Source organism: Kosakonia sp. BYX6, assembly GCF_038449125.1.
GTDB lineage: Bacteria > Pseudomonadota > Gammaproteobacteria > Enterobacterales > Enterobacteriaceae > Kosakonia > Kosakonia calanthes.
This window is the reverse complement of the sequence record NZ_CP151800.1, coordinates 84,442-98,632: the sequence shown is the minus strand read 5'-3', so window position 1 is coordinate 98,632 and position 14,191 is coordinate 84,442. Positions and strand designations below refer to the sequence as shown.

At 53.5% G+C, this 14,191-nt stretch carries 17 protein-coding genes; 4 read left to right on the top strand and 13 right to left on the bottom strand.

All coding sequences use genetic code 11. The annotated features are described in order from the left end of the window. Window positions 1-30: 30 nt before the first annotated feature. From AAEY27_RS00450 to AAEY27_RS00405, 10 genes are read right to left on the bottom strand one after another with little or no spacing between them, the layout of a single operon-like run. A complete protein-coding gene (locus tag AAEY27_RS00450) occupies window positions 31-447 on the bottom strand; it encodes a hypothetical protein (RefSeq protein ID WP_342323013.1) in 417 nt (138 codons plus the stop codon). Further along, a complete protein-coding gene (locus AAEY27_RS00445; protein WP_342323012.1) occupies window positions 444-866 on the bottom strand; it encodes a GPW/gp25 family protein in 423 nt (140 codons plus the stop codon). Before AAEY27_RS00445 ends, AAEY27_RS00450 begins: the two co-directional genes overlap by 4 nt. 21 nt (window positions 867-887) lie before the next feature. Next, the gene (locus tag AAEY27_RS00440; protein WP_342323011.1) at window positions 888-2,465 is read right to left on the bottom strand and encodes a phage baseplate assembly protein V; all 1,578 of its coding nucleotides are present in this window, start codon (window positions 2,463-2,465) and stop codon (window positions 888-890) included. After that, window positions 2,458-3,150 (bottom strand): hypothetical protein, encoded by a 693-nt coding sequence (locus AAEY27_RS00435; RefSeq protein ID WP_342323010.1) that lies wholly within the window; start codon window positions 3,148-3,150, stop codon window positions 2,458-2,460. The genes AAEY27_RS00440 and AAEY27_RS00435 overlap by 8 nt, the downstream gene beginning before the upstream one ends. Continuing rightward, entirely contained in the window at window positions 3,147-3,317 is a 171-nt protein-coding gene (locus tag AAEY27_RS00430) for a DUF5908 family protein (protein WP_342323009.1), read from the bottom strand. Before AAEY27_RS00430 ends, AAEY27_RS00435 begins: the two co-directional genes overlap by 4 nt. Beyond that, entirely contained in the window at window positions 3,314-3,769 is a 456-nt protein-coding gene (locus AAEY27_RS00425; protein ID WP_342325682.1) for a phage tail protein, read from the bottom strand. The genes AAEY27_RS00430 and AAEY27_RS00425 overlap by 4 nt, the downstream gene beginning before the upstream one ends. Beyond that, the gene (locus AAEY27_RS00420) at window positions 3,769-4,977 is read right to left on the bottom strand and encodes a phage tail sheath C-terminal domain-containing protein (protein ID WP_342323008.1); all 1,209 of its coding nucleotides are present in this window, start codon (window positions 4,975-4,977) and stop codon (window positions 3,769-3,771) included. Before AAEY27_RS00420 ends, AAEY27_RS00425 begins: the two co-directional genes overlap by 1 nt. 45 nt (window positions 4,978-5,022) lie before the next feature. Next, window positions 5,023-6,453, bottom strand: a complete 1,431-nt coding sequence (locus AAEY27_RS00415; protein ID WP_342323007.1) for a phage tail sheath family protein — start codon at window positions 6,451-6,453, stop codon at window positions 5,023-5,025. Between the two features lie 17 nt (window positions 6,454-6,470). After that, a complete protein-coding gene (locus tag AAEY27_RS00410; protein WP_342323006.1) occupies window positions 6,471-7,547 on the bottom strand; it encodes a phage tail sheath family protein in 1,077 nt (358 codons plus the stop codon). A 15-nt stretch (window positions 7,548-7,562) separates the two neighbouring features. Next, window positions 7,563-8,015, bottom strand: coding sequence for a phage tail protein (locus tag AAEY27_RS00405; protein ID WP_342323005.1), 453 nt, complete (start codon window positions 8,013-8,015; stop codon window positions 7,563-7,565). Window positions 8,016-8,668: 653 nt separating this feature from the next. On the opposite strand from AAEY27_RS00405, the gene AAEY27_RS00400 reads away from it, so the two are divergent. Continuing rightward, window positions 8,669-9,727, top strand: a complete 1,059-nt coding sequence (locus AAEY27_RS00400) for an AbrB family transcriptional regulator (protein ID WP_342323004.1) — start codon at window positions 8,669-8,671, stop codon at window positions 9,725-9,727. Window positions 9,728-9,731: 4 nt separating this feature from the next. Here the strand turns inward: AAEY27_RS00400 and vapC are convergent, their stop codons facing one another. The 3 genes from vapC to AAEY27_RS00385 form a co-directional block, all read right to left on the bottom strand. Beyond that, window positions 9,732-10,136, bottom strand: coding sequence for a type II toxin-antitoxin system tRNA(fMet)-specific endonuclease VapC (gene vapC, locus AAEY27_RS00395; protein WP_342323003.1), 405 nt, complete (start codon window positions 10,134-10,136; stop codon window positions 9,732-9,734). After that, window positions 10,136-10,366, bottom strand: a complete 231-nt coding sequence (vapB, locus tag AAEY27_RS00390; RefSeq protein ID WP_342323002.1) for a type II toxin-antitoxin system VapB family antitoxin — start codon at window positions 10,364-10,366, stop codon at window positions 10,136-10,138. Before vapB ends, vapC begins: the two co-directional genes overlap by 1 nt. A gap of 119 nt (window positions 10,367-10,485) precedes the next feature. Continuing rightward, window positions 10,486-11,379: a dihydrodipicolinate synthase family protein gene (locus AAEY27_RS00385; protein ID WP_342323001.1), complete on the bottom strand. Its 894-nt coding sequence runs from the start codon at window positions 11,377-11,379 to the stop codon at window positions 10,486-10,488. 372 nt (window positions 11,380-11,751) lie between these two features. On the opposite strand from AAEY27_RS00385, the gene AAEY27_RS00380 reads away from it, so the two are divergent. From AAEY27_RS00380 to AAEY27_RS00370, 3 genes are all read left to right on the top strand, one after another. Continuing rightward, window positions 11,752-12,930 (top strand): multidrug effflux MFS transporter, encoded by a 1,179-nt coding sequence (locus tag AAEY27_RS00380; protein ID WP_342323000.1) that lies wholly within the window; start codon window positions 11,752-11,754, stop codon window positions 12,928-12,930. Between the two features lie 106 nt (window positions 12,931-13,036). Next, on the top strand, window positions 13,037-13,432 hold the full coding sequence (locus AAEY27_RS00375) for a (R)-mandelonitrile lyase (RefSeq protein WP_342322999.1): 396 nt from the start codon (window positions 13,037-13,039) through the stop codon (window positions 13,430-13,432). A 12-nt stretch (window positions 13,433-13,444) separates the two neighbouring features. Beyond that, complete coding sequence (locus AAEY27_RS00370) at window positions 13,445-14,182, top strand: SDR family oxidoreductase (RefSeq protein WP_342322998.1); 738 nt, start codon at window positions 13,445-13,447, stop codon at window positions 14,180-14,182. Window positions 14,183-14,191: the final 9 nt, after the last annotated feature.

The window sequence follows — 14,191 nt, the reverse complement described above, 5'->3', positions numbered from 1 at the left end:
AACGCGTGCTGAATGCAATAACAGGTGAACTTATCCCGTCGTGACAAAGGTTTGAGAATTCATGAACTTGCCGTTACCCGGCTGCGGCGACGGCGCCGCTTCCGGCCCCTGCGGATTGCTGGCTGGCGCCTGGGGTGTAAACAGCGCAATAAACTGGCTGCCGATAACGATAAGCGGTGCCGTCGACAGGGCAAATGTGGCTTGCTGATCCGCCGCCAGGCTGGTGATGGTGATGCTACCGGTACCCGGTGTTGGGTAGGTCGCATTCATATACGTTGCCTTTATCGACACTTTTTTTTCATCACCGACCACACACACTTTTTTATTCAGGATCTGCGCAATCCCGGAGGCTTTGATCATGCACGGCTCGGTGGGTGTTACCGTATACATGCCAAAGGTGGTGCCAAACTGCAGCGTGTCGTTGTCGACAATCACGAAATAGCTCATAACAACCTCAGCGCATAACCTTCGTTGACATCCAGCGTGCCGGAAACGGTCTCGGTCATATCGCTGCCGATGAGCTTCAGGGTGATTTGAATCAGCAACCGACTCACATCGTTTTTCGCTTGTTGAATAAGAATTTCACTGACTTCCGCACGTTGTTCATTTAGCAGCACGGCGTCTTCAATATGGTTACGAATTGAGGCCAGCAACTCATCGGTAATGTTTTCAAAGAGGAATTCATTCAGCCCGCCGCCGTAGGTTTCACGCATGATTCGCTCGCCAGGCTCGGTCATAAACAGCACCACCAGACTTTGTAATACCGAATCGACGCCGTCTGCCATTTTGACGCCTTCAGCCACGCTGAACTGCGGCGGAAACGCCCAACTGCGGCCAAGAGATTCAACATATTTTTCGCTACTCATCGTTCCTCCAAAGCCCAATGGTTAATTTTTCATGTTGATGCTGGCACTGATGATTTCCACTTGCGATTTGCCGTTGATCGTAAATTTGTTGGCGGCCTGCCAGGTCATATCCTGAGCATTGACTTGTAGTTGCGTATTGGCGTCCACCACCACTTTGCTGCCGTTATCCGCCGACAGCGTTAACGTTTTCGCATCCAGATCGATCAAGAACTGCTGCGTAATGTTGTTTTTGTTCACCACCAGGGCTTTTTGGTTGTTCTTTTTATCAGGAGCAAACGGCGATTTATTTTTCGGGTTGTGCATTGAACCGAGAATGACCGGGTAGCAGTACGCGCCTTCAATAAACCCCAATACCACTTCATCGCCAGGCTCCGGGTAAAAACAGAAACCGCTCGCTTTACTGGCATACGGTTTACCCAAGCGGGCAAACAGGTATTCCCCCGCGACATTCAGCGCCGGAATAACCACTGGAATACGCTCGATATTTTGCGGGTCGGGGTTGTAATCAGCGACCGTGCCGATATGCAACGTGCCGGTGATATCAGCCTCCATCTGGCTGACAGGCATGCCGATCAGCAACCGGGTGCGCCATCCATTTTCGGTATCAATTATCTGTTCCACCCCAGAAACCAGCGCCGTGCCGTCCAGCCCGGCACCAAAATCATCCAGCGCAATACTGTCGCCGGGCGCAATGCTGCGCGAACCTTCCATCACCAGCGATCCCTGCGCACCGCTCATCTGGTGATAATTCACCCATGAACGCGATAACGTGCTCAGGTCGTTCTCCGGGAAGTAGCTAAATGCCAGCTTGTAATCATGGGTGCCGCCGCTTTGCGGCGAAGTGGCTGCACTTGCGGCGGGTTTCCAGGGGACAAAAGCGTCGTTTTTTGCCAACTGCGGTGTATTGAGCGACTGCTCACTCACATCCCAGCCCTGTATTGCCAGGGTATCGAGAACAAAGCGGTTGTCGAAACTGAGATCCAGCTCATACAGGGCATATTTTTCTTTCTCGTCATACTGCTTAAAGGTGAGCGCCGCCGAGGCGGGGACTTTCAGCGCCTTCACCGTCACGGCATTGCTGGCGGCGTCCGGTACCAGCCAGCAGTTGGAGGCTTTCATGCGTCGGCAGATAAAATTCCAGTCGCTGACACGGTATTGCACCATCTGCTCATGAACCGCCGTTAATTTTGCGTCGACATTGACGGTGGTTTTCACCGAGGCCTTGTTAAACAGCGAGGTCAGGATCGCCCGATCGGTTTGTTGGCGATAAAGGTCGCTGCGCGGCGGCCACGCCAGCTTTTGTAATGCATGGCGCGCTTCAATTTTTATTACCCGCTGCGCCCCACGAAGTTGCACTTTTTTCTGGGTTAAAAAACCGGTGAACAGCGCGACTTTGTCGAGGCTAATTTCGATGCTGACGCCAGGCGAGAGGCGGCCGACTTCCGTTGCCAGGGCGGTATCGCTGGTGTCGTTATTGTCGGTGGGCAAAATCAACTCCAGCCGGGCGGCAGGTATTTCGTTGATTTGCTGCAACACGCGCAGCCAACGGATACCCAGCGAGCTGGTTTGATTGCCAATTTTCAACGCGATGTCATTCATTGCCCGCCCCCGTTTGTACCAGCAAACTGCCGCCGATGCTGAAGTCGTCCAGGTTATCCATATCGTTTTGCCAGGCAAGGGAGAGGTAATCGATATTCGCGGCGAGCGATGCGGCGGCGCTTACTGCCATCAACGCGAGAGTGGCTTTATCGGCGATATTGAGCAGCGTACTGGTTGGCGACAGTAACTGTTTCTCCGCGTTTTGAATCACGATACTGGCATCCGCCACCAGCAAGAGACGCGCCGTGGCGCGCAGCGGCGCCGCGTTGCGATCGAACAGGGTGTAATTAATCGATAATTCACTGGCACGTCCGGCGAAATACCCTTTATTTTCCCAACGCATATTGCCCCAGGTGATTTGCAGGAAATGGGGCGTATCGGTCGAGGCATCTACCGCGCAGAGAAATTTCAGCATCTCCATTTGGCTTTCAATGGAGGTGCTATTGCCCGGTAAGTCGGCATCGAATAACAGGTTCAACCCAAGCCCGGAGGGCTCCGAAATCACATAGCGATTAGTCTGCACGGATTTATTAATTGTCTCCTCCGTGCTGTAGCGCGTTTGATAATCGAGCTGGATACTTTCCGGGTTGTACATCACCTGCATTTTCCCGGCGGGGATTTTCCCCTCGCGATCTTTCCAGGCGGAGATCGTCAGTTTTGCGAGGCTTCGGTCGAGTAAGCTCATAGCAACTCCCGTTCAATCAGGTATTCAACGATTTCCTGTTTGAGTTTTTCAATCAGATACTCTTCGTCTAACGCGCCCGATACCGGCGAAAACCGCGGCCCGGTGTCGGCTGGCGGCGAGTCGGTGATGTGCGCCTCGATAATGAGCTCATTGATTTCAATGGTCATAGTTTGGTCCCCAGTACCCGCATATCCTGATAACGAAGCTCAAGCGTGTTGATCAATATCGAGTTACTGTTGGCATCCAGATCGCCCATACGCCAACTCACCGGCAGCGCATTGCTGATGGTCCAGACCGTCACGGGCAACAGCATGTTGTGATCCAGCAACATAATGACGACGTTGGCCCAGGCCGTACTTTCCCGACGTAACACGCGGTCGAATTGCAGCGTGAGCGGAGAAAGCATCATCACGCCGCGCTCCAGCACTAATGAACCGTGTTCAACCTTGTCCGCCAGCCAGATATTTTGGGCGTTTTCACCCCCTTCACGATGCTGGGTGACAGACAGTTCACGCCCCAGGCCGGAGACGCGTTGAAAGGCGATATCCAGCGGGCTGGGAATGTAGTTAAAAAGGAAATTAACCATAAATCGGTGAGAGACAGCCGGTAGGTTTTCCATCATGCGCTCTCCTCAAATTGTGTGGCGCTGGCGCGAGCATCCAGCGTGATCGTCAGATCGATAAACTCAGCGGGGGCGAGTAACGCCAGTTGAATGTTGACGATCATTTTCCCCGCGCTGAGATCGTCCGCCGTCATGGTTTCATCCAGCCCAACGGCGACACTGAACGCGTCTTCCTCCTGAGTGCCGTAAAACGCGCCGGCGAGCCATTGCTGGCGCAGCCAGGACCAGATTTGCCCTTTCAGCTTCATCCACGTCAGCGCATTATTCGGTTCAAACACAAATGCACGGGCAATAAATTTCAGTCGGTTTTCGATGCTGTTGACCAGCAAGCGAATCTGGATAAAGCGCCAGGGCGAGCCGGCATCGTTCAGCAATGTGCGGCAGCCCCATAAATAGACGCCTTTACCGGGAAAACTACAGATCGGGTTCGCATAGACGCCTGTCTGGGTAAACAGGGTCTGCGACAACGCCGCGTCATTGGTCGGGCGAATGGTTTTGGTCAGGGCGATATTGGCGGGCGCTTTCCAGACGCCATACGCTTTCGCGCTGCGTTGAATCGCCGCCGCCACCGCTGGCAACGCTGAAAGCAACCGATGGCTGATGGTGCTGTCGAGATCATCGGCATAGCTGGTTTCAAGACGCGGCCACCATGCCGCAGCGTTGCGGCAGTAGTCTGCGGAAAATGACATCTGCGCCAGCTTAACGGCGGTTCCCGGGACTTCGGGCAGCTCCAGTAGCGCGAAACGGCGTTCATACACCGCCAGCTCCAGCAGCGCCTGCCATCCCTGATACCAGAGATCGACGGTATCCGTTTCGATGTCGTTCAACTCACTGAGTTCAGGCGCCAGAAGCAACCCGGTATGGTTATCTTCAATCACCGCCGACATCACTTCCGGTGTCTGTAACGCCGCCACCAGCGCGTCTAATCTGTCGGCGGCGCTGCTCCACTGCGCCGTGTCGCCGAGCGAAAGGACATAACAAAGCCGTCCTCCGTTGTCGAAGAAGTGACGTAAAGACCAGGCCATTGTGCCGGTATCACCCCAGACTGCGCTCGCTTCGGCGAGTGAAGAGATGCTGACAGGCAACCCGCTTTTTTCCACCTTCGCGGTGTAGCCGATAAAGAGCGGTATTGTCACCGGATCATCAGAAGATTCGGCCGTTAAAAGGGTACCGCCAACCGATACCCTCGGGAGTACCATTGCCATCAGAATGGCTCCTTTTGTGCGGGAAATAGAGCAGTAGCCAGCGCGTTACTGCGCCATATTTTGTGTAAATTGCAGAATGATGAATTCCGCAGGACGCACGGCAGCCATCCCAACCTGAACAATCATCTTGCCCTGGTTGATATCTTCTTCGGTCATGGTTATCCCTTTACCAATGCGCACAAAATAGGCTTCTTCCGGGCTGTTTCCCGCCAGACCGCCTTTTTGCCAGATGCCATACAAATAGCTGTCGATGGCCGCCCAGACGCGTGTCCAGGTCGGGGCGCTGTTCGGCTCGAAAACCACCGGTCGCATCGCTTTTTTGATATCGCGCTCGGCGGTATCAAACAGCCGACGCACCGGGATATAGCGCCAGTTATCGTCGTTCTGCTGGGTACGGGCACCCCAAACCACCACGCCGCGATCGCTGAAGTAGCGGATAACATTCACCCCGTCTTCGTTCATCGTCCCCTGTTTATCATCGGAGACGCGCACGCTGACGTCCGACACACCATTGAGAATCACATTGGCCGGCGCTTTCCACACACCGCGCTCGCGGTCAGTTTTGCAGTAGATACCGGCAATCGCCGCAGAGGGAGGGACATTGATCACTGTCGGAATGAGGGGGGTCAGCGTTTCAACCACTTTATTTGCTTGCTCCGCATTTACTACACGCAGATCCGCAAGGGTCTTAATCACCGAGTTTGTTGGGTTGCTTGCGTCAAGATAGTCTGTGACGGTGACATCCCTTTCACTGAGTTTACCCGGTGTCACGTTGAGCGAGGGGTAATAAACCCCTACGTGGCTCGTTCCTTTCACGGAAGCGGGTACTGCGCCGTCTGCGCTGTCGGCAATCAGAAAATAACCTTTGCTTTGCCCCAGCGCGCTGGCGACAGCACCGTAGACCGCTTCACGATAAGTGCCATCCGCGTCCAGCGCCACCAGTAAGGTGATGTCATCAACTTCTTCCATCGCCGGAAGCAGAGCGTCGAGATCCTCGCCGGCGGTGGCGTCTGCAAGGGCATAAACATAGCAAGGGTTGCCACCATTCTGAAAGTAGAGTTGCAATGCCAGCGTCGCGGTTGTCGAGGTGATTTCAGGTTCATCGATCCGGTATGTATAAGCGCCCGAATCCTCATCATCTGCCGCCGCTGACGTCGCAGAGGCACCATCTGTTTCTGTGCCAGTGTCGGTTCCCGAACCCTCAGCGGGTACTTCAGCCGATGTACTACTCGCGGCAGGGGGAGTAGAGATGAATTTCACCGAGCCGGAATACCCGGAGCTATTGACGGTAAAGAGTTGTGTAAAATCCAACCAGCCGGCGATGCGAACAACCTTACCCGAAATGCTGCTATTGCTGGTGAGGGGTGTAAAATTGCCGACAAAGAGTGGCACCGCGGTCGCCCCCAGGCTGACGGAGAGCGCGGGGGTGGCATCTTCTTCGATATACACACCGGGGACAATGGTTTCGATTGACATAATTTTGTTCCTGTAAATTATTGAGCAATATCTTGGGAGAATTGCAGGAGGATAAATTCAGCGGGACGCACGGCTGCCAGACCAAGGTTGATAATAAGCTTACCCTGATTAATATCCCCTTCAGTCATCGTGATGCCTTTACCCACTTCAACGAACCAGGCTTCTTGCGGGCTATTTCCCACCAAAGCCCCTTGCTGCCACAAACTGTAGAGATAATTATTTAATGCAGATTTAACGCGCTGCCAGGTAGGTGGATTATTCGTTTCAAATACCACTTTATTTAACGACCGACGAACATCCGTTTCAATCATATTAAATAAGCGACGCACGGGGATGTACCGCCAATTATCACTGTCTTCCAGTGTTCTGGCACCCCATAAAATAACGCCAGAACCTGGATATTCACGAAACATATTCAGCGCTTTACCCTGATTAAATCGTCCTTGCAAGTCATCACTGACCGGATATTTCAGCGAAGCCACACCATTGATTATCAAATTAGCAGGCGCTTTCCAGACACCGAGTGTGCTGTCAGCTTGCGCAATTGCCGCTGCGGCCATGGCGCTGGGCGGAATATCATTCCCTAATTGAGATTTTCCCCAGGGATAAAAAACTGCCGCATTCGCCAGAACGGGATAATTCGTCATAATGGTGCTTTGCGTATCCGCCGGGCCAATTTTCGAATTTGCCGAGTCGAGCAAATGAAAAACCTGATAACCACTTCGATTTGAGAAATTGGTGATCTGATTAAATATATCGGTTTCAGTGCCCGCAGCGACGACTAAGGTAATGTCATCGTACTTATTCAATAATTCATCCAGGTAACTTTTTTGGAACAGATAACACTTACCGCCGCCATTCATAAACCATAGCTTTATGGAAACAGCATACGTGAATTCTCCCTCATTCCCATGTTGGCCTTTGAGAAATTCAGCCCAGTTATTGAAAACGAAAATGTTCCCATCATGTGAAGGTTCCCATGCATATTTCCGAAACGCAAACGCTGGCACGGCGGTGGCCGCAGACGACACGACAAAGTTGGACACCGCCTCTTCGCTAAGATAAACACCGGGATAACTGGTGGTGGTCGCCATACGTCAACTCCTGTGTTAACTGCCCGCCTGCAAGGTCACTCGGTCAGCCATCAGCGTAAGTTGCTGAACAGCAACTTCATTACTGGTGGCATCAAACGAAGGAGATGACAGCGCCGTCGGAAAGGCATTCGACACTCCCCAACTAATTAAGACTTCTGTCCCGGCGTCATTAGTCAGGCTAATTAAAATATCTTTTTTCTCTACACGATTGTATTGAATGGAATTAATCCATTCGTAAAGCGCGTTTTGTCCGGGGAATATTCCCTGAGAAAGGGTAATCGTGACGGATTGCCGTTGCCCTGGCATTTTAAACCAGTTACCAATACCGTCGCGGTATTCAATGGTGTCGTAATTAATATCCAGCCCGGAGGCACTGGAGAAAGGAACCTGGTCATCGCCAAGCGCAACGATAAAGCGATAAGTGGGAATCGGATACAAGCTTGCGATATCTTCTGGAGTGGTAGCCATATCTATTTTCCTTCTAAGTCAATTCTCATGCGCAGATGAACAGCGCGCAGCGTATGCCGGTAAAACCGACATCGAGTCATTCTTTCATTTATAGCGGAGCGATATTAAAAACACCCCTGCTTAGAAACAGGCACGCTACCGCCCATAGCTAACCGCCAAAGAATGATTCGATGTTCGTTTCAAGAAAAATAAGCCCGAGATCATGCCTGAATCATGCCTGGTGTATGTGAAGTAAAAAATGAGAAAAAAGCATTAGGGCGCAATTAAATCAATTAATTGCACTGGTTATAATATGATTAGTGCTCTAACAAACACGGTCACAGTGAAGGTAATAAGAAATTAGCTAGCAGGTTTGTATCTGGCAAGGATATCGAAGATAGTTTAGGAATTTTCATGCCAAGGTAAATTTCAATTCCTATAAAAAGATATTAATCATCACGTTAAGTTTCATATTAAAAAATATTGATTTCGCCCATTTTTTCTCAGATTTATTGCAGAGCGCTTTACATTGGCACCAGGAAAATTTGCAGGTCGGAAAGTTAACGCTTACAGTCGATAGCGATGCCTGGCTTTTCAACTCTTTATTTTGCGGGAAGCGTTATGTCATTTCTGGGTTTTAGCGCCGTTGCTGCGGCGCAAAGGGGGTGCCGCTAATGGCGAGATTCACGCCCACATTTTGTCACTGGTTACAGCTTATTGCGCTGTCGGTGGTTTTAGTGGCATTGATGGAATTTGTTCATCTTCCTGCCGCATTGCTGCTTGGCCCAATGTTTTCCGGCATTGTTCTCGCTATTTTCAAACGCCCGGTCATCATCAGTAAAAAATGTTTCAGAGCCGCGCAGGCAGTGGTCGGCGCAATGATTGCGCATGCTATTCCACCCTCGATATTTGGCAGGATTGCCGCCGACTGGCCGGTATTTATTCTCTGTATTGTTTCGGTGATTTTCGCCAGCGCAATCCTCGGCTGGATTATGGCGAAATTACAGGTCTTCCCCGGTTCCACCGCTATTTGGGGCTCTTCGCCAGGTGCGGCGGCGGCAATGACGATAATGGCCGAAAGTTTTGGCGCGGATGTTCGTCTTGTCGCTTTCATGCAATATCTGCGGGTAATGATTGTCGCGCTGCTTGCTGTATTAGTGACGCGCATTTGGATGGGCGCGGACAGCCCGGATCACGCGGTGGCAGCGTTTACACTTTTTGGCCCAATACGCGGGTTATCATTCGCCGGAACATTGCTGGTCATTGCGGCAGGTTATTTGATTGCACAGTGGGTGAAAATGCCGTCCGGGCCAATGCTCATCACCTTAGCGCTGGGAATCCTCGTTGAAGATACCGGTTTGTTAACGCTGGAGTTGCCGCCGTGGTTGCTGGCACTTTCTTACGCGATGATCGGTTGGACCATCGGCCTGCGTTTTACGCGTGAGATTGTAATGCACGCCGCCCGCGCGTTGCCGCGCGTATTGCTCTCAGTACTGACGCTGGTTGCGGTGTGCTGCAGTTTCGCTTTTTTACTGGTCAAATACGCCGGTATCGATCCGCTCACCGCTTACCTCGCCACCAGCCCCGGCGGGGCCGATACGGTGGCGATTATCGCCTCGTCGAGCCAGGTTGATATCTCATTTGTGATGGCGATGCAGACCGGGCGTTTTATTCTGGTGCTGATCACCGGCCCGGCGATCTCACGGTTTGTGGCGAAGCGGATGGGGACATGATGGGTTAATGCGTCGTCCAATCCTGCAAACGCAGGCCAGGAATACGCACAAACTCGCGTGTATTGTTGGTGATAAGTATCAGCCCGAGCGAGCGGGCATGCGCCCCGATCATGGCATCATACGGGCCAATGGGGGTTCCTGCTTTTGCCAGTTCAGCACGTAATTGCCCGGTATGCACCGCCGCTTCGATGCTGTATGGCAGAACCTCCAGACGCGCTGTAAACCCTTCGACTACACGTAGATTTTTTTCAGGTATGGCCGATTTTTCAGCACCGTAAATCAGTTCCATCAATGTGACGGAACTGATGCACATCTGCCCACTATGTTGATTAAAGGCCTGCCGTACGATGTCAGGTTTGTTTTTTATGGTGAAAATACAGATATTTGTATCAAGCATAAATTTGAGCATCAAAACTCTTCCCTGTCTTGCTCTCCCGGCTGTTCCCGTGAAGCCATAAAATCTGGTGATACATTTTCACCCTCAAACCAGCTATCCCAGCCTTCGCCTGCGGGGGTGATAATGCGCGTACGGCCTACGACAATAATATCAACGTGTTTAACGTCTTCCGGTAACGCCACCGCTTTTGGCAAACGCACGGCCTGGCTACGGTTACTTTTGAAGAGTGTCGTTTTTTCCATTCGATCCTCCATTGATGAAATTTCATACTGACACAGCTTAATTCAGCATTGGGATATGTCAATGGGATATACAAATGCCTGTAGGCCGAATAAGGCGCAGCCGCCATCCGGCGAAAACATCAAACCACTAACCGCAACGTCTCTATCACTTCCGCCACATCGCGGCGCGCGGCGCCTTTTAGCGTCTGGACTGGCGGTGGTAAACAGGGTTCTGCGACTGCGCCCAGCAGCTCTGCCGCCGTGGCGATAACGCGCAAACTGCCGCCATAACGTTTGAAAAGATCCCACAGCGGTTGCAGCGCAGCCGAATGCGCACGCGCCAGTGCCATATCGCCCGCCATCGCCGCGCGGGAAATGGCCAATGCCGCCTGCGGGAACAATCCGCCGGTCACCGAATACCAGATTGCGCAACCGGCACTCAGGCCGTCGACCGCGCTGGCATCGCCGCTGATGCCTAAGCGAATATGCGCCGGGATTTCAGCACGCAGTTTCGCCACCCGTTGCGGGGCAAGCTCAGCGGAAACCGGGGGAATTTTGATCGAGCCAATATTCGGTAGTTGCGCGATGCGGGCAATCAGCCCATCGCTAAAGGAAAAGTGCGTGGTGGCAGGGTTGTCATACACACAGAGCGGCACCGACAGTTCACGGGTCACCGCCTCGAACAGATCGAACACTTCATCTTCGGTTAACGCATGGTAGGAAACCGGCGCCAGCAGAACGGCACTGACGCCCGCTTTTTGCGCATCTTCTGCCAGCCACAGCACATCGCGGGTACGCAACGCGCCAACCCCGGCAATCACCGGAATCGCACCGGAATGTTCCGTCGCCAGGCGCAGCGCATTGGCCCGTTCGGTACGGCTGAAATAGGGGTAGCACCCCGTCGAACCCAACGCACCGATGGAATCCACACCAGCCACGCGAAGGTTTTCAATCAGCCTGACATAGGCCGCCTCATCCAGGCGGTCGTCGAGAAGCGGCGTTAGCGCAAACGCGCTTAATCCTGTGAAATCCATTCTTTCCCCCTCATTGCTCAAACCCGAGCATGGTTTTATCGATATTGCAGCCCGGCATCATACGTGCTCACCCGATCACAGTTCGTCGCCTGCCTCACATAATGTAGCCGCTCTGGCTGTCCTGAGCGCGGGAGCCAGCGCCGACACGCCACCAACTGTAATAGCGTAGCGCAATCAGATGGCGTTATAGAGATCCACCGCCAGGTCAATTGCCGGTACCACGCCGTCTCGCTGTAAGCGTTTACGCCGAAGCCGCTTATGAATCTGGCTCATAGCGTCATTGTGATTTAATGACCTTATCATTTGTGTCGCCCTGTTTAAGATAACGTTCCGCTTTGTCGGATCCCCCCTTCGTTACTTAATCAGGATCTTATGTCTACTAAGCTACACGGGCCGCTGTTTCTCGCGATCCTCAGCGCGCTGATGGCCTTCACCTCTCTGTCGACAGATATTTACCTGCCCGCCATGCCATTGATGGCGCGGGAATTACAAGGTGATATTGAACTGACGATCACCGGCTTTTTGATTGGTTTTGCGCTGGCGCAACTGGTGTGGGGGCCAGTGAGTGATGCGATTGGCCGCCGCACGCCGTTGTTTATCGGCATGGTGTTGTTTGTCATTGGTTCTGCCGGTTGCGCGCTGTCGACCGAAATTCACCAGATGGTGTTCTGGCGGGTTTTCCAGGCGTTTGGCGCCTGCACCGGGCCAATGCTGGCGCGCGCGATGATTCGCGATCTGTTTGTCCGCACCCGCGCCGCGCAAATGCTCTCCACCCTGACGATTATTATGGCGATAGCGCCGATCATCGGGCCGCTGGCGGGCGGGCAGATGATTAAGATTACGACCTGGCATGCGATTTTTTGGCTGTTGGTGGTCATTGGCGGGTTGATGTTTTTTTCCCTGTTCGCCCTGCCCGAAACGTTGCCCGCTGAGAAACGCGTCAAAGCCTCGCTGCCCGGCGTATTTCGCAATTACACCACCCTGCTGCGTAACCGCGCGTTTATGCGCTACACCCTGTGCCTGACGTTTTTCTATGTGTCGGCCTACGCCTTTGTGACCGGTTCGCCGTTCGTCTATATCGGTTATTTCGGTGTGGAACCGCAACATTTTGGCTGGCTGTTTGCGCTCAATATTGTCGGCTTGATGGGGATGAGCGCGGCGAACCGGCGGCTGGTGCAGCGCCATCCGCTGGATAAACTGCTGAAAATCGCCGTCGCACTTGCCGCCATTGCTGGCGTGATTCTGGCGATGCTGGTGAAAATGCACATCGGCGGGATGGTTGCGGTGATGGTCACGGTGTTCTTCTTTTTCTCGATGAACGGCATTATTGCCGCGACGTCCACCGCCGCCGCGCTCGACACCGTACCCGCGTTTGCCGGATCCGCCTCGGCGCTGATCGGCTCGCTGCAATATGGCAGCGGGATTATCTCTTCGCTGTTACTGACGTGGTTTCGCGACGGCACGCCGTGGACGATGGCGTGGATTATGGCGTTGTTCGCCGTTGCCAGCGCGGTGATGGCATGGCGCCCTATTCATGAGCAAAGCTCATAAGATCATGCTGGTTTTCCCCAATAGTGCGCATAGCGGGCGAGGATTATGATCGCGGATTGAAGTCCAGCTACGCTTTAGCGATACGTTCTGAAAACGGGAGAACAACATGAAAATCATCCGCAGTGCATCGGTTCCGTCCGCGCAGGGGCCAGCAGAGTATTTCACCGGTCGCGTGCGCATTGACGCGCCATTTAAAGCCGACGAACCCGCGCGAGTCGGCGGCGCGACCGTCACATTTGAGCCGGGCGCGCGTACCGCGTGGCACACGCATCCGCTCGGTCAGACGCTGATCGTGACCCATGGCAAAGGCTGGATTCAGTGCGAAGGCGAGCCGATTCAGGAGATGAACCCGGGCGATATCGTCTGGATCCCCGAAGGGGTTAAACACTGGCATGGCGCGACGGCAACGAACGCGATGACGCATATCGCCATTGCCGAATCGCTTAACGGCAGCCCGGTGACCTGGCTTGAGCACGTCACCGACGAGCAGTATCGCGGTTAATCAGGAGAGGTTATGAAAAACGTAGAGAATAAAGTGGTGGTCATCACCGGCGCCAGCAGCGGCCTGGGCGAGGCGTTGGCCCGCCGTCTGGTGCAAGAAGGTGCGAAAGTGGTGCTTGGCGCACGTCGTGTTGATCGCCTGCAAAAACTGGCGCAGGAGCTGAACCTGCCCGCCGAAGCGGCAGTGCAAACCGATGTTACCGACGCAGAACAAGTACAGGCGCTGGTCGATCGCGCGGTCAAACTGCATGGCCGCATTGACGTGATCGTCAATAATGCCGGGTTGATGCCGCATTCGCTGCTCGGCAAACGCCGCATAGCCGACTGGGACGCCATGATCGACGTCAACTTGAAAGGCGTGCTGTACGGTATCGCCGCTGCGCTGCCGTATATGGAGCAGCAAAAGTCCGGGCATATCATCAACACGTCGTCGGTAGCCGGGCACAAAGTGCGCGCAGGCAGCGCGGTATACGCCGCCACCAAAACGGCAGTGCGGGTGCTGAGCGAAGGGCTGCGCCAGGAAGTGAAGCCGTACAATATTCGCACGACGATCATTTCGCCCGGCGCGGTGCAGAGCGAGTTACCAAACAGCGTGACCGATCCGGACATGGCGGTGGGCGTCAAAAAGCTCTACGAGGAGAACGCGATCTCCGCCGATTCGTTCGCCAGCATGGTGCTTTTCGCCATCAGCCAGCCTGACGATGTGGATATCAACGAAATTCTCTTTCGCCCGACGACGCAAGAGTTGTAGACATTACCT

Coding starts and splice junctions, on each gene's coding strand:
- AAEY27_RS00435 (WP_342323010.1), bottom strand. CDS start 3,150: ATGAGCTTACTCGACCGAAGCCTCGCAAAACTGACGATCTCCGCCTGG.
- AAEY27_RS00400 (WP_342323004.1), top strand. CDS start 8,669: ATGGCGAGATTCACGCCCACATTTTGTCACTGGTTACAGCTTATTGCG.
- vapB (WP_342323002.1), bottom strand. CDS start 10,366: ATGGAAAAAACGACACTCTTCAAAAGTAACCGTAGCCAGGCCGTGCGT.
- AAEY27_RS00420 (WP_342323008.1), bottom strand. CDS start 4,977: ATGGCAATGGTACTCCCGAGGGTATCGGTTGGCGGTACCCTTTTAACG.
- AAEY27_RS00415 (WP_342323007.1), bottom strand. CDS start 6,453: ATGTCAATCGAAACCATTGTCCCCGGTGTGTATATCGAAGAAGATGCC.
- AAEY27_RS00450 (WP_342323013.1), bottom strand. CDS start 447: ATGAGCTATTTCGTGATTGTCGACAACGACACGCTGCAGTTTGGCACC.
- vapC (WP_342323003.1), bottom strand. CDS start 10,136: ATGCTCAAATTTATGCTTGATACAAATATCTGTATTTTCACCATAAAA.
- AAEY27_RS00425 (WP_342325682.1), bottom strand. CDS start 3,769: ATGGAAAACCTACCGGCTGTCTCTCACCGATTTATGGTTAATTTCCTT.
- AAEY27_RS00440 (WP_342323011.1), bottom strand. CDS start 2,465: ATGAATGACATCGCGTTGAAAATTGGCAATCAAACCAGCTCGCTGGGT.
- AAEY27_RS00380 (WP_342323000.1), top strand. CDS start 11,752: ATGTCTACTAAGCTACACGGGCCGCTGTTTCTCGCGATCCTCAGCGCG.
- AAEY27_RS00405 (WP_342323005.1), bottom strand. CDS start 8,015: ATGGCTACCACTCCAGAAGATATCGCAAGCTTGTATCCGATTCCCACT.
- AAEY27_RS00410 (WP_342323006.1), bottom strand. CDS start 7,547: ATGGCGACCACCACCAGTTATCCCGGTGTTTATCTTAGCGAAGAGGCG.
- AAEY27_RS00370 (WP_342322998.1), top strand. CDS start 13,445: ATGAAAAACGTAGAGAATAAAGTGGTGGTCATCACCGGCGCCAGCAGC.
- AAEY27_RS00430 (WP_342323009.1), bottom strand. CDS start 3,317: ATGACCATTGAAATCAATGAGCTCATTATCGAGGCGCACATCACCGAC.
- AAEY27_RS00375 (WP_342322999.1), top strand. CDS start 13,037: ATGAAAATCATCCGCAGTGCATCGGTTCCGTCCGCGCAGGGGCCAGCA.
- AAEY27_RS00445 (WP_342323012.1), bottom strand. CDS start 866: ATGAGTAGCGAAAAATATGTTGAATCTCTTGGCCGCAGTTGGGCGTTT.
- AAEY27_RS00385 (WP_342323001.1), bottom strand. CDS start 11,379: ATGGATTTCACAGGATTAAGCGCGTTTGCGCTAACGCCGCTTCTCGAC.